At 57.6% G+C, this 22,080-nt stretch carries 24 protein-coding genes and 1 tRNA gene; 5 read left to right on the forward strand and 20 right to left on the reverse strand.

The features are described 5' to 3' along the window. The 10 genes from nuoG to tpiA form a co-directional block, all read right to left on the reverse strand. Nucleotides 1-2,355, reverse strand: coding sequence for an NADH-quinone oxidoreductase subunit NuoG (gene nuoG / locus ACODR9_RS19525; protein WP_488811480.1), 2,355 nt, complete (start codon nucleotides 2,353-2,355; stop codon nucleotides 1-3). A gap of 3 nt (nucleotides 2,356-2,358) precedes the next feature. Further along, nucleotides 2,359-3,654, reverse strand: coding sequence for an NADH-quinone oxidoreductase subunit NuoF (gene nuoF, locus ACODR9_RS19530; protein WP_287878511.1), 1,296 nt, complete (start codon nucleotides 3,652-3,654; stop codon nucleotides 2,359-2,361). After that, nucleotides 3,654-4,154, reverse strand: coding sequence for an NADH-quinone oxidoreductase subunit NuoE (nuoE, locus tag ACODR9_RS19535; protein ID WP_488811482.1), 501 nt, complete (start codon nucleotides 4,152-4,154; stop codon nucleotides 3,654-3,656). Before nuoE ends, nuoF begins: the two co-directional genes overlap by 1 nt. Next, a complete protein-coding gene (locus ACODR9_RS19540; RefSeq protein WP_488811484.1) occupies nucleotides 4,154-5,407 on the reverse strand; it encodes an NADH-quinone oxidoreductase subunit D in 1,254 nt (417 codons plus the stop codon). Before ACODR9_RS19540 ends, nuoE begins: the two co-directional genes overlap by 1 nt. After that, a complete protein-coding gene (locus tag ACODR9_RS19545) occupies nucleotides 5,400-5,996 on the reverse strand; it encodes an NADH-quinone oxidoreductase subunit C (protein WP_488811486.1) in 597 nt (198 codons plus the stop codon). The genes ACODR9_RS19540 and ACODR9_RS19545 overlap by 8 nt, the downstream gene beginning before the upstream one ends. Nucleotides 5,997-6,007: 11 nt before the next feature. Continuing rightward, nucleotides 6,008-6,484, reverse strand: a complete 477-nt coding sequence (locus ACODR9_RS19550; RefSeq protein ID WP_045847651.1) for a NuoB/complex I 20 kDa subunit family protein — start codon at nucleotides 6,482-6,484, stop codon at nucleotides 6,008-6,010. Further along, nucleotides 6,475-6,831 (reverse strand): NADH-quinone oxidoreductase subunit A, encoded by a 357-nt coding sequence (locus tag ACODR9_RS19555; protein WP_045847652.1) that lies wholly within the window; start codon nucleotides 6,829-6,831, stop codon nucleotides 6,475-6,477. Before ACODR9_RS19555 ends, ACODR9_RS19550 begins: the two co-directional genes overlap by 10 nt. 91 nt (nucleotides 6,832-6,922) lie before the next feature. After that, nucleotides 6,923-7,008: transfer RNA gene (locus ACODR9_RS19560), tRNA-Leu, on the reverse strand. Nucleotides 7,009-7,025: 17 nt separating this feature from the next. Next, the gene (secG, locus tag ACODR9_RS19565; RefSeq protein WP_488811489.1) at nucleotides 7,026-7,376 is read right to left on the reverse strand and encodes a preprotein translocase subunit SecG; all 351 of its coding nucleotides are present in this window, start codon (nucleotides 7,374-7,376) and stop codon (nucleotides 7,026-7,028) included. A gap of 1 nt (nucleotide 7,377) precedes the next feature. Continuing rightward, nucleotides 7,378-8,124: a triose-phosphate isomerase gene (gene tpiA / locus ACODR9_RS19570; protein ID WP_488811491.1), complete on the reverse strand. Its 747-nt coding sequence runs from the start codon at nucleotides 8,122-8,124 to the stop codon at nucleotides 7,378-7,380. Nucleotides 8,125-8,288: 164 nt separating this feature from the next. Here tpiA and pstS point away from each other — a divergent pair, with 164 nt between their 5' ends. The 5 genes from pstS to ACODR9_RS19595 all read left to right on the forward strand — a co-directional run bounded on the left by pstS (nucleotide 8,289) and on the right by ACODR9_RS19595 (nucleotide 13,833). Beyond that, the gene (gene pstS / locus ACODR9_RS19575) at nucleotides 8,289-9,329 is read left to right on the forward strand and encodes a phosphate ABC transporter substrate-binding protein PstS (RefSeq protein WP_488811493.1); all 1,041 of its coding nucleotides are present in this window, start codon (nucleotides 8,289-8,291) and stop codon (nucleotides 9,327-9,329) included. Between the two features lie 116 nt (nucleotides 9,330-9,445). Further along, nucleotides 9,446-10,408, forward strand: coding sequence for a phosphate ABC transporter permease subunit PstC (gene pstC / locus ACODR9_RS19580; protein WP_488811495.1), 963 nt, complete (start codon nucleotides 9,446-9,448; stop codon nucleotides 10,406-10,408). Nucleotides 10,409-10,486: 78 nt separating this feature from the next. Then, complete coding sequence (gene pstA, locus ACODR9_RS19585) at nucleotides 10,487-11,335, forward strand: phosphate ABC transporter permease PstA (RefSeq protein ID WP_488811517.1); 849 nt, start codon at nucleotides 10,487-10,489, stop codon at nucleotides 11,333-11,335. Nucleotides 11,336-11,347: 12 nt separating this feature from the next. Then, on the forward strand, nucleotides 11,348-12,112 hold the full coding sequence (pstB, locus tag ACODR9_RS19590) for a phosphate ABC transporter ATP-binding protein PstB (RefSeq protein WP_089083819.1): 765 nt from the start codon (nucleotides 11,348-11,350) through the stop codon (nucleotides 12,110-12,112). Between the two features lie 260 nt (nucleotides 12,113-12,372). Further along, the gene (locus ACODR9_RS19595) at nucleotides 12,373-13,833 is read left to right on the forward strand and encodes an inorganic phosphate transporter (RefSeq protein ID WP_488811497.1); all 1,461 of its coding nucleotides are present in this window, start codon (nucleotides 12,373-12,375) and stop codon (nucleotides 13,831-13,833) included. A gap of 316 nt (nucleotides 13,834-14,149) precedes the next feature. On the opposite strand, the gene recG is transcribed toward ACODR9_RS19595, so the two are convergent. The 10 genes from recG to ACODR9_RS19645 all read right to left on the reverse strand — a co-directional run. After that, nucleotides 14,150-16,198, reverse strand: a complete 2,049-nt coding sequence (gene recG / locus ACODR9_RS19600; protein ID WP_488811519.1) for an ATP-dependent DNA helicase RecG — start codon at nucleotides 16,196-16,198, stop codon at nucleotides 14,150-14,152. A gap of 79 nt (nucleotides 16,199-16,277) precedes the next feature. Further along, nucleotides 16,278-16,712, reverse strand: coding sequence for a DUF2147 domain-containing protein (locus ACODR9_RS19605; protein ID WP_488811499.1), 435 nt, complete (start codon nucleotides 16,710-16,712; stop codon nucleotides 16,278-16,280). A gap of 99 nt (nucleotides 16,713-16,811) precedes the next feature. Further along, entirely contained in the window at nucleotides 16,812-17,345 is a 534-nt protein-coding gene (locus ACODR9_RS19610) for a PhzF family phenazine biosynthesis protein (protein WP_488811501.1), read from the reverse strand. Beyond that, on the reverse strand, nucleotides 17,342-17,647 hold the full coding sequence (locus ACODR9_RS19615) for a PhzF family phenazine biosynthesis protein (protein ID WP_488811503.1): 306 nt from the start codon (nucleotides 17,645-17,647) through the stop codon (nucleotides 17,342-17,344). Before ACODR9_RS19615 ends, ACODR9_RS19610 begins: the two co-directional genes overlap by 4 nt. Before the next feature lie 12 nt (nucleotides 17,648-17,659). Beyond that, complete coding sequence (locus ACODR9_RS19620) at nucleotides 17,660-18,097, reverse strand: hypothetical protein (protein WP_488811505.1); 438 nt, start codon at nucleotides 18,095-18,097, stop codon at nucleotides 17,660-17,662. A 144-nt stretch (nucleotides 18,098-18,241) separates the two neighbouring features. Then, complete coding sequence (locus tag ACODR9_RS19625) at nucleotides 18,242-18,625, reverse strand: RidA family protein (RefSeq protein ID WP_089083823.1); 384 nt, start codon at nucleotides 18,623-18,625, stop codon at nucleotides 18,242-18,244. Continuing rightward, nucleotides 18,626-19,867 carry a radical SAM family heme chaperone HemW gene (gene hemW, locus ACODR9_RS19630; protein ID WP_488811507.1) on the reverse strand — a complete coding sequence of 414 codons (1,242 nt, stop codon included), beginning with the start codon at nucleotides 19,865-19,867 and terminating at the stop codon, nucleotides 18,626-18,628. Further along, entirely contained in the window at nucleotides 19,864-20,457 is a 594-nt protein-coding gene (rdgB, locus tag ACODR9_RS19635; RefSeq protein ID WP_488811509.1) for an RdgB/HAM1 family non-canonical purine NTP pyrophosphatase, read from the reverse strand. Before rdgB ends, hemW begins: the two co-directional genes overlap by 4 nt. Before the next feature lie 82 nt (nucleotides 20,458-20,539). Then, on the reverse strand, nucleotides 20,540-21,589 hold the full coding sequence (gene dusA, locus ACODR9_RS19640; protein WP_488811511.1) for a tRNA dihydrouridine(20/20a) synthase DusA: 1,050 nt from the start codon (nucleotides 21,587-21,589) through the stop codon (nucleotides 20,540-20,542). A 201-nt stretch (nucleotides 21,590-21,790) separates the two neighbouring features. Next, on the reverse strand, nucleotides 21,791-22,080 hold a 290-nt coding region (locus ACODR9_RS19645), incomplete at its 5' end, for a hypothetical protein (protein ID WP_488811513.1).

Below are 22,080 nucleotides of genomic sequence, written 5' to 3' on the forward strand. Positions count from 1 at the left end.
TTACCCCTGTGAAAGCGCGATGGAATCGAACATGCCACCCAGACCAGCGGTCAGCGGATGCGCGGTTGCCAGACGCACGGTGTCAGCCGGCAGACTGTCATCAGCTTCAACCAGTACCTTCAGCTCGCCATTACCCTGACGCAGCAGCGCTTGGGAACCCGCAGCCACCTTGAGGCTGGCCAGCAGGCTGGAGTGAGCGGTGGCAACCGGCGCAGCTGCATCAGCAGTTTTCTGCAGCGACGGCGCACGACGGCAGATGGCATCAGCCTGATACAGCGGCACTTCGCCAATGCGCACCAGACCAGTGGCCACGGCAGCATTGATGGCTACATCGCCCAGTGCATTGTTGAAGGCCGATTCGATGGAACCCTTGGCCAGCAGTTCTGCGCGGACTTCTTCAGCACTGTTCTGCTCGAAACCAGTCAGACCCAGCATATTGCCCAGTACACGCAGTACCTTCCAGGCCGGACGGGTTTCACCCAGCGGACGGACCACGCCATTGAAGGCTTGCAGCTTGCCTTCCATGTTGACGAAGGAGCCGGCGGTTTCGGAGAACGGTGCGATCGGCAGCAGCACGTCGGCGTAATCCAACAGGCCAGCGCCCTTGTAGGCTGTCAGCGCAATCACGGTGGCAGCCTGTTTCATGGCGGCTACCGCAGCTTGCGGGTTGTAGCTGTCAGACTCGACTTCAGTGTTGAGCAGGACATAAGCCTTGCGCGGCGCGGCAATCATCGCAGCAGCGTTCAGACCGACAGTCGCTGCGGCACCGAAGGCAGCACGATGCGGCAAGGCACCAACCAGTTCAGCACCGGTGCTGTTGGCAGCTTCAGCCAGCAGGCCGAAACGTGCGCCAGTCAGCGCAGAGATTTCCTGCGCCAGCTTCAGCAGTTGGGTAAATGCCGGATGGTGTTGGGCCACATTACCCAGCACGATGGCAGCGGATTCGGCACCAGTCAGGCTGGCGGCAATGGCTTGCGCCTCGGCACCTACGGTAACGGCAGCCAGATCGATTGTAGTCTGGGCAGACTTCAGCTCAACCACGGCCTTCAGCACCTGGGCCAGCGCATTGACCAGCGCCAGCGGCGATACGATCAGCTTGGCATTGACTGCGGTCAGCAGCGCATCGTCTGCAACGTGGATGACGTTGAGCGCACTGCCCTTCTTCACGGCCTGACGCAGGCGGGAAGCCAGCAACGGCTGTTCCTTGCGCTGGGTGCTACCCACCACCAGGATGGATTTGGCACTCGACAGCTCCACAATGCTGGAACCCAGCCACTGCGCACCTTGCTGGGCGGCATCGGCCGAGAAGTCACTGCGGCGCAGACGATAGTCGATGTTGTTGACACCGAAAGCACGGGCCAGCTTTTGTGCCAGATACAGTTCTTCGGTAGTGGAGTGCGGACTGGTGAGGAAGCCGATGGCATCCTTGCCGTGATCGGCAGATACGCCGTTCAGGCCCTTGACCACGTAGGCCAGTGCGGTTTCCCAGTCGGTTTCGTGCCACTTGCCGTCAAACTTGATCATCGGCTTTTGCAGACGCTCAGCCGAATTCAGGCCTTCATAGGAGAAGCGGTCGCGGTCGGCGATCCAGCATTCGTTGATGGCTTCGTTTTCCAACGGCAGTACACGCATCACTTCGTTGGATTTCACCTGCACGATCAGGTTGGAACCCAGACCATCGTGCGGGCTGACCGACTTGCGGCGGGACAGCTCCCAAGCACGGGTGGTGTAGCGGAAAGGCTTGGAAGTCAGCGCGCCAACCGGGCACAGGTCGATGACGTTGCCGGAGATTTCCGAATTAACGGTCTTGCCCAGATAGGGCATGATTTCCGAGAATTCGCTGCGGTTGGCCATGCCGATTTCCTGGAAACCGCCGATTTCTTCGGTGAAGCGAACACAGCGGGTGCAGTGAATGCAGCGCGCCATTTCTTCTGCCGATACCAGCGGGCCCATCTCCTTGCCCACCACGGTGCGCTTTTCTTCCTGATAGCGGGAAGAAGAATTACCGTAGCCCACAGCCAGATCCTGCAGCTGACACTCGCCACCCTGATCACAGATCGGGCAATCCAGCGGGTGATTGATCAGCAGGAATTCCATCACACCGGCTTGTGCCTTCTTGGCCATGTCGGAATGGGTATGCACCTTCATGCCGTCGGTCACCGGCGTAGCGCAGGCGGGCAGCGGCTTGGGTGCTTTTTCCACTTCCACCAGACACATGCGGCAGTTGGCCGCGATGGACAGTTTCTTGTGGTAGCAGAAGTGAGGGATGTGCGTACCCACGGAATGGGCGGCATCCATCACGGTACTGCCTTGCGGGACAGTCAGTTTTTTACCGTCGATTTCGATTTCAAGCATCGCTCAACACCATTTGTGGTCCACCAAGGGCTTCTTGTGTTCGATCAGATACTCGAACTCATTGCGGAAGTGCTTGGTGAAACTGCGAACCGGGAACACGGCAGCATCTGCCAGTGCACAGATGGTACGGCCGGCCATGTTATTGCCTACCGAATCCAGGAGCTCCAGATCACCCGGACGGCCTTCGCCGTTGGCGATGCGATGGATCACCTTGTACAGCCAGCCGGTGCCTTCGCGGCACGGCGTACACTGGCCGCAGGACTCTTCGTGATAGAAGTAGGCCAGACGCTCCAGCGCCTTCACCATACACACGTCTTCATTCATCACGATGACAGCGCCAGAGCCCAGCATGGAGCCAGCCTTGGAAATGCTGTCGTAGTCCATCGTGCATTGCATCATGACATCGCCGGGCAGGATCGGGGCGGAAGAACCACCCGGAATCACGGCTTTCAGCTTTTTGCCATCACGCATGCCGCCAGCCATTTCCAGCAGTACCGAGAACGGGGTGCCCAGCGGAATCTCGTAGTTACCCGGACGATTTACGTGACCGGATACCGAGAACAGCTTGGTGCCGCCGTTATTGGGCTTGCCCGCTTCCAGGAACTTCTGTGCGCCATCACGAATGATGAAGGGCACGGAGGCGAAGGATTCGGTGTTGTTGATGGTGGTCGGCTTGCCGTACAGGCCGAAACTGGCCGGGAACGGCGGCTTGAAGCGCGGCTGGCCTTTTTTGCCTTCCAGCGATTCGAGCAGCGCGGTTTCTTCACCGCAGATGTAGGCGCCATAACCATGGTGGGCGAACAAATCGAAGCTGAAATCGCTGCCGAGGATGTTCTGGCCCAGGAAACCAGCCTGACGGGCTTCATCCAGTGCGGCTTCGAACAGCTCGTACTCTTCGAAGATTTCACCGTGGATGTAGTTGTAGCCCGCCTTGGTTCCCATGGCGTAGCCAGCGATGATCATGCCTTCGATCAGCGCGTGCGGGTTGAAACGCAGGATGTCGCGGTCCTTGAAGGTACCCGGTTCACCCTCGTCGGTGTTGCACACCACGTATTTGTCGCCCGGGAAGGAGCGCGGCATGAAGCTCCACTTCAGCCCGGTGGGAAAACCCGCACCGCCACGGCCGCGCAGACCGGAATTTTTCACTTCGGCGATCACATCTTCTTGCGCCATCTTGGATTCGATGATGCGACGCAGGGCCTGGTAGCCGCCACGGGCCACGTAGGCCTCCAGCTTCCAGCAGTCCTGCGCAGAGGTGTCGACGCCGTCGAAAATCACACCATTGACGAAGATTGCCATCAGTTCAGCTCCGCCAGTTTCTTGTCGATTGCTTCGGGCGTCATGAAGCTACACATCTTGTGGTTGTTCACCAGCAAGACCGGCGCATCGCCGCAGGCACCCATGCACTCCCCTTCCAGCAAGGTGTACTTGCCGTCGGCACTGGTTTCGCCAATGGCGATGCCCAGCTTTTTGGAGATGTACTCGGCAGCATTGACGCCACCGGACAGGGCACAGGGCAGGTTGGTGCAGACCGTGATCTTGTACTGCCCAACCGGCTTCATGTCGTACATATTGTAGAAGGTGGCTACTTCGTAGGCGGCTACCGGCGGAATCTGCAGGTAGTTGGCAACGAATTCGATCACCTCGGTATTCAGGCAGCGCTCTTCCGGTGTCTTGCCGGTTTCACGGCGCTCCACCAGGGCAATGCGCAGCGCGCCCATGACCGCCGAACGTGCCTGGTCTGCCGGATATTTGGCGACTTCGCGGTCGATGGCGGCGAGTGATTGTGCGGATAGCATTAGCGGTCGATCTCCCCAAACACGATATCCTGGGTACCGATGATGGCGACCACGTCGGCAATCATGTGACCCGTAGCCATTTCATTCAGGGCTGCCAGATGGGCAAAACCCGGGGCACGGATTTTCAGTCGGTACGGTTTGTTGGCGCCGTCGGATACCAGATAGATACCAAACTCACCCTTCGGATGTTCCACGGCAGCATAAGCCTCACCCTCCGGCACGTGCATGCCTTCGGTGAACAGTTTGAAGTGGTGAATCAGATCTTCCATATTCGACTTCATGCCTTCGCGGGAAGGTGGAGCCACTTTATGGTTGTCAGTGATGACCGGGCCGGGATTGTCACGCAGCCAGGCAACACATTGCTGGATGATGCGGTTGGACTGGCGCATTTCTTCCACGCGCACCAGGTAACGATCGTAGCTGTCGCCCCCCTTGCCCACCGGGATGTCGAAGTCCAGACGGTCGTATACATCGTAGGGCTGCTTCTTGCGCAAGTCCCACTCGATACCGGAACCACGCAGCATCGGGCCAGAGAAGCCCAGGTTCTTGGCGCGCTCAGCACTGACGACGCCAATGTCCACGGTACGCTGCTTCCAGATACGGTTATCGGTCAACAGAGTCTCGTATTCGTCGACATAAGTCGGGAAGCGCTTGGTGAAATCGTCGATGAAGTCCAGCATGGAACCTTTGCGGCCTTCATTCAGGCGCGCCAGTTCCTTGGCGTTCTTGATCTTGGATACGGTGTACTGCGGCATGGAGTCCGGCAGATCACGGTAAACACCACCCGGGCGGAAGTAGGCGGCATGCATACGGGCACCGGACACGGCTTCGTAGCAGTCCATCAGATCCTCACGCTCACGGAAAGCGTACAGGAACATGGTCATCGCGCCGATGTCGATGGCGTGTGCGCCAATCCACAGCAGGTGGTTCAGGATGCGGGTGATTTCGGCAAACATCACACGGATGTATTGCGCACGCAGCGGCACTTCGATCTGCAGCAGCTTTTCGATGGCCAGGCAGTAGGCGTGCTCGTTGCACATCATGGACACGTAGTCGAGACGGTCCATATACGGCAGCGACTGGATGAAAGTCTTGCTTTCAGCCAGTTTTTCGGTGCCACGGTGCAACAGGCCAATATGCGGGTCGGCACGCTGAATGACTTCACCGTCCAGCTCCAGTACCAGGCGCAATACGCCGTGGGCTGCCGGGTGCTGGGGACCGAAGTTCAGCGTGTAGTTACGGATCTCAGCCACCGTAGTTCTCCTCACGGATGATACGCGGAGTGATTTCGCGCGGTTCGATGGTGACCGGCTGGTAGATTACGCGCTGCTGGGTCGGGTCGTAACGCATTTCAACGTGGCCGGACAGCGGGAAATCCTTGCGGAACGGATGGCCGACAAAGCCATAGTCAGTCAGGATGCGACGCAGGTCGGGGTGGCCTTCGAACACGATGCCGTACAGGTCGAATGCTTCACGCTCGAACCAGTTGGCTGCGTTCCAGATGGGGTTGACCGAGGCGAGCAGCGGGAAGCTGTCGTCTTCGGCAAACACGCGCAGACGGATACGGACATTGTGCTTGAGCGACAGCAGGTGATAGACGGCGGCAAAGCGCGGTCCATCCCACGGCTCGTCACGGTAGGCGCTGTAGTCCATACCACACAGGTCGATCAGTTGCTCAAAAGACAGTTCGGCGTGATCACGCAGCGTGGTGGCCACGTCAGTCAGATCTGCCGCCTTGCAGACGATGGTCAGTTCATCGAGGGCCAGCGCGCTTGAAACAAGCTTGTCGCCCAGCACACGCTCGACGACCGATCCCAGTGCTTCCATTTTCTTGGAGGCCATAAGTGCTTACCTTATCGGGCGATGGTAGAGGTGCGTTTGATCTTGTTCTGCAGCTGAATGATGCCATACAGCAGTGCTTCGGCAGTCGGCGGACAGCCCGGCACATAGACATCGACCGGCACGATGCGGTCACAGCCACGGACGACAGAATAGGAGTAGTGGTAATAGCCACCACCGTTAGCACAGGAACCCATGGAGATGACCCAGCGCGGTTCCGCCATCTGGTCATACACCTTGCGCAGCGCTGGTGCCATCTTGTTGCACAGCGTACCAGCCACGATCATCAGGTCAGACTGACGGGGACTGGGACGGAAAACGATGCCGAAACGGTCCAGGTCGTAACGCGCGGCACCGGCATGCATCATCTCCACCGCACAGCAGGCCAAGCCAAAGGTCATGGGCCACAGCGAACCGGTCCGGGTGTAGTTGATGAGCTTGTCGGCTGTCGTGGTAACGAAGCCTTTTTCCAGAATACCTTCTACTCCCATTCCAGCGCTCCCTTTTTCCACATGTAGACGAAGCCCAGCGTAAGCACCGCCAGGAACTCCACCATTACGCCAAAGCCATAGGCACCAAGCTCTTTCAGGACCACAGCCCAGGGAAACAGAAATGCAATTTCCAGATCGAACAGGATGAACAGAATGGCGATGAGGTAGTAGCGAACGTCAAACTTCATGCGTGCGTCTTCGAAGGCCTCGAATCCGCACTCATAAGGAGAGAGTTTCTCAGGGTCGGGACGATTGGGTGCGAGGACCTTGCCAAGAACAATAGGACCTACGCCGACCAACAAACCGACGATGACAAACAACAGAATGGGAAAATAATTTTGCAGCATTTCCCGAACACCCCCAAAAAAAGGAGGAATTACCCTCCTTGGCTCCAAATAAAATAGGCCACCGGAATCCCGGTGGCCTATTTTTGAATGGTGGTGCCGACAGTGAGACTCGAACTCACACAGCCTACGGCCACTACCCCCTCAAGATAGCGTGTCTACCAATTTCACCATGTCGGCACTATATAACTTTACTGTCACTCCGGAATTTTTGATGTCGTGCCCGAAGCTTTGCCAGTGGTTGCCCCGACCGGGATTTGCGGCGCAACTTGCTCAACCTTACCACCCATCACACCCAGATCTGTTTTTCCGCCCCCCGACAGATAAACAAGGGTGAGACTTGTGGAGAAGAATACAACCGCTGCGATTGCAGTGGTTCTACTCAAAAAATTCGCAGAACCAGACGCACCGAACAGGCTTCCGGAAGCGCCGCTACCGAAAGCTGCACCCATATCCGCACCCTTGCCATGCTGCATGAGAACAAGGACGATAATCGTCGCGGCGGAAAGGAGGTTTACAACCCAAATAAGCGTCTTAATAAGTTCCATACTATATCAATTTTCCTGCGGCCTGGCAAATCATCCTGAAGGATCCGGCGTCCAGAGATGCCCCACCAACAAGGGCTCCATCGACATTTTCTGTCTTCAGGATTGACTCGGCATTCTCTGCCTTTACACTGCCGCCGTAGAGGACGCGAATATTAGCGGAGGGCTTGGCATTTTGCAAGCACCACGTTTTGATTGCGGTGTGAATCTCGGCAATCTGTTCCAGCGAAGCAACCTTGCCGGTACCAATTGCCCATACCGGCTCATAGGCGATGACGTACTCACCCGCGTTCACTTCCGCCAGGATGGCCAGCTGGCTGAAAATGACGTCCAGATACTGTCCGGCTTCGCGCTCAGCCAGCGTTTCGCCAACACACAGCACCGGCACCAGGCCTGCGGCCATGGCATTATTCATCTTGGCCAACAATGCCGGATTGCTTTCACCAAAATACTGCCGACGCTCCGAATGCCCAACCAGCGCATAACGGCAACCCACATCACGCAGCATGGCTGCCGAGACCTCGCCGGTAAAAGCACCGTCGTCGGCAAAGCTGCTGACATCCTGCGCAGACAGTTGCAATGCCTGTGCTGACAGCTGCGCTCCCAGCGCGGCCAGATAAACAGCAGGCACAGCGACACCGACCCAGGGCTGGTTGCAGACCGGATCGGCCAGCAATGCCGCCACCAGGGATTGGGCACTTTGTGCGCGGGTATTCATCTTCCAGTTGCCGATAATCAACTTGCCAGCCATGTTGGGTCGTCTCCATATAAGAGCTGCGGATTATACCCCACTCTCGATGGTGTCAAAACTTCGCATACGGCTTTTCGACGACTTGTAATATTTCTGAAAAGTAGGAGGGATAGGATGCGCCTCAACACTTAAGCAGGCCCTTACCCCAATACTCAGGAGCAAGCATGAAACAGTCTGTACGTCTGGTCGCCTCGCTGGCCTTGTCCGCCGGCTTCGTTGCTGGTGCCGCCATGGCCGCCGATATTACCGGTGCCGGCGCTACCTTCCCCTATCCCCTGTATGCGAAGTGGGCCACTTCCTACAAGACAACAACCAATAACAATATGAACTACCAGTCCATCGGCTCTGGTGGTGGCATCAAGCAGATCCAGTCCAAGACTGTTGATTTTGGCGCTTCCGACATGCCGCTGAAGCCGGAAGAACTGGAAAAATCCGGTCTGACCCAGTTCCCGACCGTACTGGGCGGCGTGGTACCGGTGTTGAACGTTCCGGGCATCGCAGCCGGCCAAGTGAAGTTCACCGGCCCTTTGCTCTCCGAGATCTTCATGGGCAAGGTTTCCAAGTGGAATGACCCGGCCATTGCCAGCCTGAACCCGGGCGTGAAGCTGCCGGATCAGAAAATCACCGTGGTACGCCGCTCTGATGGTTCTGGTACAACTTTTATTTTCACCAATTATCTTTCCAAGGTTTCCAGCGAGTGGGCTAGCAAAGTTGGCTCCAACACTGCTGTAAACTGGCCGACCGGTGTGGGTGGCAAGGGTAACGAAGGCGTGGCCAACTACGTAACCCGCATCAAGGGTTCCATCGGCTATGTCGAGTATGCCTACGCCAAGCAGAATAAACTGGCTTATGGTGGTTTGAAAAATGAAGCGGGCAACTTTGTAGCGCCTAGCGACAAGTCTTTCCGTGCTGCTGCAGCCAATGCCGACTGGAAGAAGGCTCCGGGCTTCTACCTGCTGCTTACTAACCAGCCGGGTAAAGACAGCTGGCCTATTGCTGGTGCCACCTTTATCCTGATGCACAAGAAGCAGGACAAGCCGGCACAAGGCACCGAAGTACTGAAGTTCTTTGACTGGGCTTACAAGAATGGCGACAAGACTGCGCTGGATCTGGATTACATCCCGATGCCGGACAACGTCAAGGCTGTCATTCGCACCAGCTGGAAGCAGATTACTGATGCCAGCGGCAAGCCGGTTCTGAATTGATAGCAGCTTGGCTACAGTACATGGCAGTGCACACAAGCACCGTGTCAGTTGCTGTAGCTACAAGGCCGGGGTTTACCACCCCGGCTTTTTGTCTGAGACGCGACCGAGTATCCCTCATGGAAAAGTTCAGCAATAACCAGCAAATGCAGCGGCAACTGCTGCTAGACAATCTGTTCAGAATAGCCACGCGTTGCTTTGCCTTTCTGGTACTGGCCTTGCTGGTTGGCATTCTGATTTCGTTGATCATTGGGGCCATGCCTAGCCTGAGCAAATTTGGCTGGAGCTTTCTGATCGACAGCGACTGGGATCCGGTAGCGCAGAAATTCGGTGCCCTGGTTCCGGTATTCGGCACCCTGGCAACGTCGGTGATTGCCTTGCTGATTGGCGTACCGGTCAGCTTTGGCATTGCCGTCTTCCTGACCGAGCTTTGCCCTAACGTGCTCAAGCGGCCGCTGGGGATTGCCGTGGAACTGCTGGCAGGGATTCCGTCCATCATTTACGGCATGTGGGGCCTGTTTGTGTTTGCCCCGCTGTTTGCGGATCACGTGCAGCCGTTGCTGATTGACAATCTGGGAGACATTCCGCTGATCGGCCTGCTGTTTCAGGGAGCCCCGATGGGCATTGGCGTATTTACCGCCGGCCTGATTCTGGCCGTGATGGTGATTCCCTTTATCGCCTCGGTCATGCGTGATGTGTTTGAAGTGGTGCCCACCATGCTCAAGGAGTCGGCTTACGGCCTGGGCTCCACGACATGGGAAGTCGTGCGCTATGTGGTGCTGCCCTACACCAAGACCGGCGTAGTGGGCGGTATCATGCTGGGCCTTGGCCGCGCACTGGGCGAAACCATGGCGGTGACCTTTGTGATTGGTAATTCTTCCCGTTTTGCCGTAGGCCTGTTCGAGCCTGGCCAGTCGATTTCATCCGCCCTGGCCAACGAATTTGCCGAAGCTACCGGAGAATTCCACATGGCCTCCCTGATCGAGCTGGGCCTGATCCTGTTTTTCATCACCTTCGTCGTACTGGCCTGCGCCAAACTCCTGTTGCTGCGTTTGCAAAAACAGGAAGGCAAGGCATCCTGACAAGGCACCATTATCATGACCAACAGCACCATCAGCGAACCTGTGAAACTGCAGGGCCGCAGCGAAAGCAGCAGCATCATGAATACATCCATCTACCGCCGTCGTCGTCTGGTCAATGCCTTCAATATGGGGGCATCCACCCTTACCATGGCCTTTGGTCTGTTCTGGCTGCTATGGATTCTGTTTACCCTGCTGCAGCACGGCCTGTCGGGTCTCAACCTGCAGGCATTCACCCAGAGCACGCCGCCGCCAGGCAGTCAGGGCGGCCTTGCCAATGCCATTTACGGCAGCCTGATGATGACCGTTTTCGGTACCGCAATCGGTACGCCAATCGGGATTCTGGCCGGCATCTATCTGGCGGAGTTCGGTCAGCGTGGCTGGCTGGCACCCACCACCCGCTTCATCAATGACATCCTGTTGTCGGCACCGTCCATCGTGATCGGCCTGTTTGTCTATGAAGTCTATGTTGTCAGCGTGGGGCATTTTTCTGGCTGGGCCGGCTCTCTTGCCCTCGCCCTGCTGGTGATCCCGGTGGTGGTGCGCACCACCGAAAACATGCTGCGGCTGGTCCCCAACACCCTGCGTGAAGCTGCCGCAGCGCTAGGTTCGCCGCAATGGAAAATCACCCTGTTTGTGACACTGCGCTCGGCCAAGGCTGGCGTGCTGACTGGCATCCTGCTGGCGGTGGCACGCATTTCCGGCGAAACCGCGCCCTTGCTGTTCACCGCCTTGAATAATCAGTTCTTCAACAACAACATGAACCAGCCGATGGCCAACCTGCCCATTGTGATTTTCCAGTTTGCCATGAGCCCGTACGAAGACTGGCACACCCTGGCCTGGACAGGTGCCCTGCTGATTACCCTGAGCGTGTTGACGCTTAACATCCTTGCCCGCTGGATGGGCAGCCAGAAAACCCAATCGCATTAAGGCATGACGACTATGGCTGATAACAACGTCAAGCTTCAGGTCAAGAATCTGAACTTTTTTTACGGCAACTTCCACGCATTGAAAAACATCAATCTGGAAATTGCTCCGCGCATGGTGACGGCCTTCATCGGCCCGTCCGGTTGTGGCAAATCCACGCTGCTGCGCACTTTCAACCGCATGTACGAGCTGTACCCAGGCTTGCGCTCGGAAGGTGAAATCCTGCTCGATGGCCATAACATCCTGGGCCGCGATGTGGATATCAATCTGCTGCGCGCCAAGGTCGGCATGGTGTTCCAGAAGCCGACGCCATTTCCGATGTCCATCTACGACAACATCACCTTCGGCGTGAAGCTGTACGAAAAGCTGTCCAAGACGGAAATGGATGATCGCGTGGAATGGGCGCTGCGCAAGGCGGCGCTGTGGGATGAGGTAAAGGACAAGCTGAAGCAGTCCGGCAATTCGCTATCCGGCGGTCAGCAACAGCGCCTGTGCATAGCCCGCGCCGTGGCCTCTCGCCCGGAAGTATTGCTGCTGGATGAACCGACCTCGGCGCTGGACCCGATTTCCACGGCGCACATCGAAGAACTCATTCATGAACTGAAAGAGGACTACACCATCGCCATCGTCACGCACAACATGCAGCAGGCTGCGCGGGTGTCTGACTTTACGGCTTACATGTATCTGGGTGAGCTGGTGGAATTTGGTGAAACCGACAATATTTTCACCGCCCCCAAGCAAAAGGCGACCGAAGACTACATCACCGGTAAATTCGGCTGATTTCTGTGCAGATATCCCCCTGCTCGCACCATGCAAGCAGGGGGATTTTGCATTGATCATCCCGCATACTCCCGCAGCTGGATGCAGGCAGATTTTTTGTATAACTGCCTGAAAAAAGCGAGCAAATACCTTGCCTGTCAAGGACAGTCCACTTTACGCAGCGTGAAAGCGACAAGCGCTGTTTTTTTTGTCTCATTTACTTGACGCCTGCAGGTCTGGACACAACAATCCCGGCTTTCCTTTACACGATTTTCATGATCATGCTGGACCTCTTCGCAGGGCTGGACACGCATGTGGCCATCACCCTGGTTCTGTCGCTGGGCTTTGTCCTGGCCTTCGAGTTCATCAACGGTTTTCACGATACGGCTAACGCAGTTGCCACCGTCATTTACACCCAGTCGATGAAGCCACGGCTGGCGGTTTTTGCCTCCGGCATGTTTAATTTTCTTGGCGTGCTGACTGGCGGTCTTGCCGTTGCCTACGCCATCGTTCACCTGCTGCCGGTTGACCTGCTGGTTTCGGTCAATACCGCACGCGGCATGGCCATGGTGTTTGCCCTGCTGACCGCTGCGATTGCCTGGAATCTGGGCACTTGGTATTTCGGTTTGCCGGCATCCAGCTCACATACGCTGATCGGCGCCATCCTGGGTGTTGGCCTGGCCAATTGCCTGATCAACGGCACACCGCTGGCCCAAGGCGTCAACTGGGCCAAAGCCGTTGATGTTGGTCTGTCCTTGCTGTGTTCGCCCCTGGTTGGCGCCCTGCTTTCCGGTCTGTTAGTGATGGTACTGCGCCGTTCGCGCCCGCAAAGCAATATGCACAAGACACCTTTCCAGCGACAGCAGGTGGAAGGCCGCAAGCACCCGCCGTTCTGGATGCGCTTCATGCTGATCGTCAGCTCCATGGGGGTCAGCTTCTCCCACGGTTCCAATGACGGCCAGAAGGGTGTCGGCTTGATCATGCTGGTGCTGATCGGCATCGTGCCGGCCAAATATGTACTCAATCTGGACAGCACGCCTTACCAGATCGAGCGCACGCGCGATGCAGCCCTGCACTTGCAACAGTTCTACAACCGCCACCAGACCGCACTGGACACCATGTTCAAGCCGGTAGCTGCAGACAGCAATATGCATGACTGTCGCCCCCGCGATACCCTGCGCACCGCTGATAACCTGATCAGTGCGCTGGGCGATGGCAGCACCTATCGCAATCTGCCGGACAACAAGCGTTGGGATGTGCGTACCGATCTGCTTTGCTTGGATGATGCCGCCAAGAAGGCCGGCTCCCTGCCCAACCTCAGTGCTGACGACAAGCAGTTGCTGAGCAATCTGCGCAAGGATCTGACCGTCACCACCGAATATGCCCCGACTTGGGTGATTATTGCCGTGGCGCTGGCGCTGGGTGGAGGCACCATGATCGGCTGGCGTCGCGTGGTAAAAACCGTTGGTGAAGGCATTGGCAAGAAAGACATGACCTACGCGCAGGGCATGTCGGCACAGCTTACCGCAGCCGTATCCATTGGCCTTGCCAGCCAGTTTGGCCTGCCGGTTTCCACCACCCATGTGTTGTCCAGCGGCGTAGCAGGCACCATGGTGGCTGACAAAGCCGGCCTGCAATGGTCTACCGTACGCTCCATCCTGCTGGCCTGGCTATTTACCATGCCGGTGGCCATGCTGCTGGCTGGCAGCCTGTATTACCTGGCCAGCAACTGGCTGAAGTAAAGCTGTCCGTAGTTGCTTGCTGACAAAAGCCGCCCTAGGGCGGCTTTTTCTATGATGGGCATCATGGCCGGTGAAGTTTGATCAGGATCAAACAGCGGCAACAACACCATTGATTCGTTATTTTATTATTTGCTAATATAAACACGCTTAATCATGGTTTCTCCTTTGTTGTTTGCAGCAATCCTTTGACGCCTCAATCCTCACGGACTGAGGCGCTTTTTTTTTGCTGCTTGCCGCTGCACCAGGCACACAAGAGTCGTCCCCCGATTCAAGCGAGCAGCGTTACCACTGCCTGGCAGCAGCCCAGGATACAGGCTCAAGCCTTGAGAAACTGCTCCCGCCCGGACAGCCAGCGCTCCAGATGCGCATCCACAGCTTCGGGCCAGCGCAACAGGATTTCCGGGGCCAGTTCCCGCGCAGCTTCCAGCAATGCGATGTCGTCTTCAAGATTGGCAAAGCGCAGCATGGGCACCCCGCTTTGCCGCGCACCCAGAAATTCACCGGGGCCACGAATCAGCAAATCCTGCCGCGCAATCTCGAAACCATCTACATTTTCATAAATCACTTTCAAGCGTGCCTTAGCCACATCCGACAAGGGGCTTTCGAATAGCAGCATGCAGACACTGCGTGCCGTTCCGCGCCCTACTCGCCCGCGCAACTGGTGCAACTGTGACAGGCCCATGCGCTCGGCATGTTCAATCACCATCAAGCTGGCATTGGGTACGTCCACGCCCACCTCGATGACGGTGGTGGCAACCAGCACATGCAGCTCCCGGCTGGTAAACGCAGCCATCACGGCGGCTTTTTCGTCCGGCTTCATCCGGCCATGCACTAGCCCCACCTTCCACTGCGCCAGCTGGGCGGCCAGTACGCGGTGGGTGTCTACCGCAGTCTGCAACTGCAGCGTTTCCGACTCTTCAATCAGCGGACATACCCAGTACACTTGCTGGCCTTCGCTACAGGTTTTGTGTACGTAATCGATCACCTCTTCGCGCCGGCTGCTGTTGATCAGCTTGGTGACCACTGGTGTACGCCCGGGTGGCAATTCGTCAATCACCGAGACATCCAGATCGGCATAAAAGCTCATCGCCAGCGTGCGGGGAATCGGCGTGGCCGACATCATCAACTGATGCGGCTCCTGCCCTTTCTGTTTGAGTGCCAAGCGCTGGCCCACGCCAAAGCGGTGCTGTTCATCCACAATCACCAGCCCCAGCCGGGAAAAACTGACACCATCCTGAAACAGCGCGTGAGTGCCGACAGCAAGCTGTGCAGCTCCACTGGCCATTTGTTCCAGCGCTTGTTCCTTTTGTTTTTTTCGCAGGCTGCCAGACAGCCAACTGACAGTCAGCCCCAGCGGCGCAAGCCAGCCGGACAGCTTGCGGTAATGCTGCTCGGCCAGGATTTCGGTCGGTGCCATCAGGGCAACCTGGAAGCCTGCTTCAATGGCGGTCAAGGCAGCCAGCGCAGCCACCACCGTCTTGCCGCTGCCGACATCGCCCTGCAACAGCCGGTGCATGGGGTGTGCCTGTGCCAGGTCAGCATTGATTTCTTCCAGCACTTTTTGTTGCGCCTGGGTCAGTTTAAACGGCAGCTGCGCAAACAGCGCCTGCCTGAGCTTGCCACTGCCCCGGATTGCTGCGGCCTGCCCCTGGCGGCGTGCACGGTAGGCCAGGCGCATGGAAAGTTGCTGCGCCATCAACTCATCAAACTTGAGCCGCTGCCATGCTGGTAAGCCCGGCTCGGACAACTGGCTGGCGGAATATTCGGGCGGCGGAGAATGCAACAGGCGCACCGCATCGGCAAAACTCTGCAACCGGAGGTGTCCAATCACCGACTCCGGTAGGGTCTCTGGCAGAGGCAGGAGCTTGAGTTCGTTGTGGATCAGCTTGCGCAGCATCGGCTGGGTGACACCGTTAACTGTTGGATAGACCGGGGTCAGGCTTTCCGCCAGCGGGCTGCCTTCTACGACTTCGCGGGTTTTGGGATGCACCATTTCATCGCCATGAAAACCACGACGGATCTCACCCATGGCGCGAATGAGCGCACCATCGGCAAATTGCTTGAGCTGACTGGGGTAAAAATGAATGAAGCGTAATACCAACACACCGCTGGCATCCTCGATGCGCACCATCAACTGCTTGCGTGGCCGAAACTGTACGTCGTGACTGATGACCCGCCCTTCCACCAAAACGGGTTGGCCATATGGCGCGGCAGCGATGGGGTAAAGATGGGTTTCGTCTTCGTAACGCAGCGGCAGGTGCAGGACCAGATCAAAACGACGGCGCAGGCCGAGTTTGTCCAGCTTCTTGGCCAGAGCGGGGGCCACGCTAAGTGGCTGGTTGGCGAGGTCATTGGCTTGGGTCATCAGCATGGATTGTACCCAAAAAACAGGGCGGCGCGCCCTTGCCGGCATGCCGCCCTGTTCCGCATCTATCGATTAAGCTTTACTGGCGTTCCCACACCTGGGTGCGACCCAGCAGCGAAACCCCCAGGAAGCCGCGCACTTCCAGCTTCTTACCACCATCCACCACTTTCATCTTGGCGCTGTATACCTTGCCATTGTGCGGATCCAGAATCTTGCCGTTGGCCCAGGTATCGCCATCTTTTTTCAGGCCCCACAAAATGGTCATGCCATTTACCGGCTTGCCTTTGCGTTCACCATCGCAAGCTTCGCACACCACATCCGGGTTCTGGTACAGCTTGACGATTTTGCCGGACAGCTCGCCATTGGCACCTTCGGCAATCTGTACCACGGCCTTGGCCTGCTTGGTATCGTCATCAATGGTTCTCCAGCTGCCGATCGGGCTATCCGCCAGTGCTACATGCGAAAGTGCGGTGAACCCCAGGGCCACGACAGCGGCTTTCCACAATGTGCTCATGATGTTTTCCTCGTGTTGTCTGTCTTTTTTGAAACGCTAGTTTGGAGCTGTGGCTCTAGGATGCCAAGGGGCTGGCTAACCGTCAAGCATGGCTCCGGTTCACAAGACAAATTCACCACGCGCCACAGGAATGACGCAACCGCCGACATAAATACGACGCTGCTCATCCACCGTCAAGTGCAATACATTTGGCCGCTGTAACACCGCCCCTTGCTCCACTCTCCACTGCAGGGGGTAACGCTGATGCAGAGTGCACCAGCCACCAAGGTTAGCGCAGGCAGAGCCGGTGCCTGGGTCTTCCAGCACCGCGCCTCCTTGCACAAAAAACAAGCGCACCGTAGCCAGATTGTCAGCCTCATGCCACAGATAGGCGACACTACGGCCCGGTCGCAGGCAGGCGTCACGGGCCAACAAGGCCGGCACTGGCTGCGCAGCCAGAACCGCCTCCCGGCTGGCTGCCTGGATTAACAGTTGCTCACTGCCGGTATCCAGCCAGCTGGGGGCGGCTGCAATGGCGTCGGCGGGCAAACCCAGCATGGCTGCTGCCGCGTCAATGGCCAGCATGGCATCGCGCTCGCGCGCCGGCTTGGCTTGCAAGGTAAACAGGCCATCCTGATGCGCAATGGAAATCACCCAGCGTTTGTTTCCAGTGTAAAGGCATCGTTAAACCCCTGTTGGCGATACAGCACTGCGGCAGCCCCCAGGGTGGGATGGCCAGCAAATGGCAGCTCTAGGGCGGGCGTAAAAATGCGCAAACGTGCATTGGCCTGGCTTGAGGGCAAGACAAAAACCGTTTCTGACAGGTTCATCTGCCGGGCCAGTGCTTGCATGGATGCATCCGACAAGCTGTATGCATCGGTAAATACCGCCAGTGGATTGCCACCAAAGGTGGTCTCGGCAAACACATTGACGATTTCAAAAGCATGGCTGGGCATGGTCATCTCGCATCATGGAATACAGCCAGCATCCTGCAAGGCCAGCTGCTGGCTGGCAAGCTGCTCCTGTAAACGCTGTGTTTGCAGCGCAGAACGACGGTGCTGTAGCTGCCCTAGCAGCTTGTGCTGGCGACTACGCAGCTGTTTGCAGGTTTTCAGCGCCTGCTGCAGCTGGCGCTGACGCAACTGCTGTGTTTTACGCTGCTCCCGCTGCAACTGCCAATCCTGCCCAGCGGGCTGCCCTTTCTGTAGTTTGACCGCTTCCCGCTGGTAAGGCTCGCGGCTGATCTGGCTGAAATAGCCGCGTTCCAGGGTATGGGTCACATGATCTGCCGGGCAGGGATGGTCCTGATAACTGTGCTGACCGGAGGGACTGATACATTTGAATACGGCAGCCTGCAGCACAGTCGACAGCGGTAGCCAGAGCAGCAGGGAAAGAAGGCGGTACATGGTCAGGGCTCCAGCACAAGGATTCGGACTCCAGATGAAAGCCGATTCCCCCGGTACTGGCTGCTGCGCCATTAGTCAGGATGATGCACACAATAAAAAACAGGCGATCAAGATCGCCTGTTTCTGCGGTAAGCGGGCGAAAAATCAGCCCAGGAACAGTACCGCTTCCGCTTCCACTTGCACGCCCTTGGGCAGGCTGGCCACACCCACGGCAGCACGTGCCGGGTAAGGTTGGCTGAAATACTGGCCCATGATTTCGTTGAAGGTGGCGAAATTGGACAGATCAGTCAGGTAGGCATTGAGCTTGACGATCTGGTCCAGGCTGCCGCCGGCGGCTTCGCACACGGCTTTCAGGTTTTTGAACACCTGATGGGTTTCAGCGGCAAAGCCGCCTTCCACCACGGTCATGGTGGCCGGGTCCAGCGGAATCTGGCCGGACAGGTAAACGGTGTTGCCAGCCTTCACGGCCTGGGAGTAAGCGCCGATAGCGGCCGGTGCATCTGCAGTGTGGATGATTTCTTTGGTCATTTACTGATCTCCGTCCCCAAGAAACAGGGTTAACAGGTCATTGAGAAAACGTTGCCCCTGCAAAGTGGGGCGAATAGTGGTGGCATCTTGCGCCAGCAATCCTTGCTGGATGGCCTGCTGCAATTCATTGCGGATACAGGATACAGGCAAACCGGTACGCTCGGTGAACAGGCGCGTTTCAAAGCCGCCGGTCAGGCGCAGCAGATTCATCATGAATTCAAACGGCAATTCATCACGCTTCACCTTGCGGCTGCTTTGCACCGGCTGGCCATCGGCCACCGCCTGGATATAGGCCGCCGGTTGCTTGTGGCGCATTTCGCGCACAATGCCCTCGTGGCTGCTGATCTTGCCGTGCGCGCCGGCACCAATGCCCAGGTAGTCACCAAACTGCCAGTAATTGACGTTATGGCGGCTGCGTTTGCCGGGCCGGGCAAAGGCTGAGGTTTCATAATGTTCGAAACCGGCAGCGGCCAAGCGGGCCTCGATGGCGTCCTGCATGTCGGCTGACACTTCATCATCCGGCAGGTTCTGCGGCGTGCGTACAGCGTACAGCGTGTTCGGTTCAATCGTCAGGTGATAAGCCGACAGATGGGTGATGCCATGCGACAAGGCGGTGTCGATATCCTGCAGCGCCTGTTCCAGTGTCTGGCCGGGCAAGGCATACATCAGGTCGAGATTGACGTTGTCGAAGCAGGACAGCGCAATGTCGATGGCGCGGCGTGCTTCATCGCCATCATGAATCCGCCCCAGCACTTGCAAGTGCTGCGGATTGAAACTTTGGATGCCGATGGACAGGCGGTTGATGCCGGCCTCGCGGTAGCCACGGAATTTTTCCGCCTCGAAGGTGCCGGGGTTGGCTTCCATGGTGATTTCCGCTTCCGGCGACAAGCGCAGCCGGGCGCGAATGCCCGCCAGCAGCGTGTCCATGGCCTGGGCGGAAAACAGGCTGGGCGTGCCGCCGCCCATGAAGATGGTGCTGACGCTGCGGCCCCAGATGGCGGGCAGGCTGTATTCCAGATCGCGCAGCAGGGTTTCCACATAGGCCATTTCGTCGAAACCGCCGCTGGCAACGCCAGCTTGCGGATTCCACTGCACAGTCTGGCCGCTGCTGTTTTTCAGCTCGTGCGAGTTGAAATCGCAGTACGGGCATTTGCGCACGCACCAGGGGAAATGGATATACAGCGACAGCGGCGGCAGTTCGCGCAGGCCGCCCTTCAGCCCGGACAGGTCAATCACGCTCATGCCAGCTCACGCAGTTTGGCCAGCATGGCCTGCATGGCCTTACCGCGATGGCTGACCCGGTTTTTGTCCTCAGCCGCCAACTGCGCCACGGTGCAGCCGAATTCCGGCAGGTAGAAGTAGGGGTCGTAGCCAAAGCCGCCCTCGCCTGCTGCGGTATCCTGCACTTCGCCCAGCCACATGCCATCGGCCACCAGCGGTTGCGGATCGTCGGCATGGCGCACCAGCACCAGCACGCAGTAATACCAGGCGCGGCGATTGTCCTTGCCTTGCAGTTTTTCGATCAGCTTGGCGTTGTTGCGCTCGTCTGATTTGGGCTCACCGGCATAACGCGCCGACAGCACACCCGGCTTGCCGCCCAGTGCTTCCACGCAGATGCCAGAATCGTCAGCCAAGGCGGGCAGGCCGGTGACATGGCTGGCATGACGGGCTTTTTCCAGCGCATTTTCCAGAAAGGTGTAATGCGGCTCCGGGCATTCCGGCACATTCAGCTGGCCTTGTGGAATAACAGTGACGCCCAACGGCGCCAGCAGGGCGGAAAACTCACGCAGCTTGCCAGCGTTATTGCTGGCGAGAACCAGTTTGTCAAACATGTGGATTTATCCTGTTGCGTACAGAGCAGAACCGCAGGGTAAGCGGCAGCACATGCCGCGTCCACCCTGCTGTCAGCACGGATTATTCGGTGTCGGACACGCGCGACGGCATGGCCGCCAATGCCTGCAACAGCAGGCCCTCGTCGGCACCATCCAGCAGCTTGGCATCGGACAGCATGCGCCGCCACTGGCGTGCGCCCGGCATGCCCTGGAACAAGCCCAGTATATGGCGGGCAATATTACGCAGCTTATGGCCCTCAGCCAGACGGGCACGGATATAAGGCAACATGGCGTCCACCACCTGCTGGCGGCTGACGGCAGTACTGTCGTCGCCATAGAAAGCAGCATCCCACTCGGCCATCAGCCAGGGATTGTGATAGGCCTCGCGCCCCACCATCACGCCATCGACATGGCGCAGGTGTTCGGCAATCTCGGCATTGGTTTTTACCCCGCCATTGATCAGGATTTCCAGTTCCGGTCTTTCCTGTTTCAGGCGGTAGACGTAGTCGTATTTCAGCGGCGGGATTTCGCGGTTTTCCTTGGGACTGAGGCCCTTAAGGATGGCATTGCGCGCATGTACGATAAAGGTGGTGCAACCGGCAGCGGCCACCTGATCAACAAAACCAGCCAGGTAGTCGTAATGCTCGATCTGATCAATGCCGATGCGGTGCTTGACGGTAACATCGATATCCACCACATCGCGCATGGCCTTGACGCAGTCCGCCACCAACTGTGGCTCAGCCATCAGGCAGGCCCCGAAGGCCCCCTTCTGCACCCGTTCGGACGGACAACCCACATTGAGGTTCACCTCGTCATAGCCCCACTGCTGCGCCAGCCGCGCACACTGCGCCAGCTCGGATGGTTCGGAGCCGCCCAATTGCAAGGCCACCGGGTGTTCGGCCTCGTCAAAGCGCAAATGCCGTTCCACATCGCCATACAGCAGCGCACCGGTGGTGACCATTTCGGTGTACAGCCAGGTGTGGCGGGTGATTTGCCGGGCAAAGTAGCGGTAATGGCGGTCGGTCCAGTCCAGCATCGGGGCGATGGACAAGCGGCGAGAAGGCAATGAAGCACGCAACCCTGATGTAGCGGGGCTTGCAGTGGGACTGGCGGTAAGCTGATGACTATTCATTTCGACCATACTTGCCTGTTTTCATCGCGAGAACACCACAAAAAGTGCCTCTATTTCAGCAAGATGGCAGCCGTCAGGCACACAGGCGGGACATCCAGCAAAAATGATGACTAAGCAGTTGAAAAAACTGGCAATTATCGTATTTCAATCAAGGGCGGGTCAAGCGTGCAGCCAAGATAAACGTCAACCTAGCCCACCAGGTTAACCGGCAAGGGAGAAACTGACGCGAGGCCCACCTTTACACCTACGATGCGGCAGCTCAAGGACCACCGTGCGCATGAACCCCTGATCCAGACTGCAGGCAATCTCTGCAACAGCAAAAGCTGGACGATCCTGATGCATGGATGCGTGATGACGGTTTTGTTGGCAGTCTACCCAGGCGCAACAAGGTGCCTTCGTACAAATACCTAAGGATGCTATTTCATCTTGTCCGCTACATGTTAGACGCATAAACTGTTGAACTTTCAACAGATTGTGAATGATCACGTCAG

This window comes from Aquitalea sp. FG25, from assembly GCF_057809375.1.

Coding starts and splice junctions, on each gene's coding strand:
- nuoG (WP_488811480.1), bottom strand. CDS start 2,355: ATGCTTGAAATCGAAATCGACGGTAAAAAACTGACTGTCCCGCAAGGC.
- nuoF (WP_287878511.1), bottom strand. CDS start 3,654: ATGGCAATCTTCGTCAATGGTGTGATTTTCGACGGCGTCGACACCTCT.
- nuoE (WP_488811482.1), bottom strand. CDS start 4,154: ATGCTATCCGCACAATCACTCGCCGCCATCGACCGCGAAGTCGCCAAA.
- ACODR9_RS19545 (WP_488811486.1), bottom strand. CDS start 5,996: ATGGCCTCCAAGAAAATGGAAGCACTGGGATCGGTCGTCGAGCGTGTG.
- ACODR9_RS19550 (WP_045847651.1), bottom strand. CDS start 6,484: ATGGGAGTAGAAGGTATTCTGGAAAAAGGCTTCGTTACCACGACAGCC.
- ACODR9_RS19555 (WP_045847652.1), bottom strand. CDS start 6,831: ATGCTGCAAAATTATTTTCCCATTCTGTTGTTTGTCATCGTCGGTTTG.
- secG (WP_488811489.1), bottom strand. CDS start 7,376: ATGGAACTTATTAAGACGCTTATTTGGGTTGTAAACCTCCTTTCCGCC.
- tpiA (WP_488811491.1), bottom strand. CDS start 8,124: ATGGCTGGCAAGTTGATTATCGGCAACTGGAAGATGAATACCCGCGCA.
- pstS (WP_488811493.1), top strand. CDS start 8,289: ATGAAACAGTCTGTACGTCTGGTCGCCTCGCTGGCCTTGTCCGCCGGC.
- pstC (WP_488811495.1), top strand. CDS start 9,446: ATGGAAAAGTTCAGCAATAACCAGCAAATGCAGCGGCAACTGCTGCTA.
- pstA (WP_488811517.1), top strand. CDS start 10,487: ATGAATACATCCATCTACCGCCGTCGTCGTCTGGTCAATGCCTTCAAT.
- pstB (WP_089083819.1), top strand. CDS start 11,348: ATGGCTGATAACAACGTCAAGCTTCAGGTCAAGAATCTGAACTTTTTT.
- ACODR9_RS19595 (WP_488811497.1), top strand. CDS start 12,373: ATGCTGGACCTCTTCGCAGGGCTGGACACGCATGTGGCCATCACCCTG.
- recG (WP_488811519.1), bottom strand. CDS start 16,198: ATGACCCAAGCCAATGACCTCGCCAACCAGCCACTTAGCGTGGCCCCC.
- ACODR9_RS19605 (WP_488811499.1), bottom strand. CDS start 16,712: ATGAGCACATTGTGGAAAGCCGCTGTCGTGGCCCTGGGGTTCACCGCA.
- ACODR9_RS19615 (WP_488811503.1), bottom strand. CDS start 17,647: ATGCCCAGCCATGCTTTTGAAATCGTCAATGTGTTTGCCGAGACCACC.
- ACODR9_RS19620 (WP_488811505.1), bottom strand. CDS start 18,097: ATGTACCGCCTTCTTTCCCTGCTGCTCTGGCTACCGCTGTCGACTGTG.
- ACODR9_RS19625 (WP_089083823.1), bottom strand. CDS start 18,625: ATGACCAAAGAAATCATCCACACTGCAGATGCACCGGCCGCTATCGGC.
- hemW (WP_488811507.1), bottom strand. CDS start 19,867: ATGAGCGTGATTGACCTGTCCGGGCTGAAGGGCGGCCTGCGCGAACTG.
- rdgB (WP_488811509.1), bottom strand. CDS start 20,457: ATGTTTGACAAACTGGTTCTCGCCAGCAATAACGCTGGCAAGCTGCGT.
- dusA (WP_488811511.1), bottom strand. CDS start 21,589: ATGAATAGTCATCAGCTTACCGCCAGTCCCACTGCAAGCCCCGCTACA.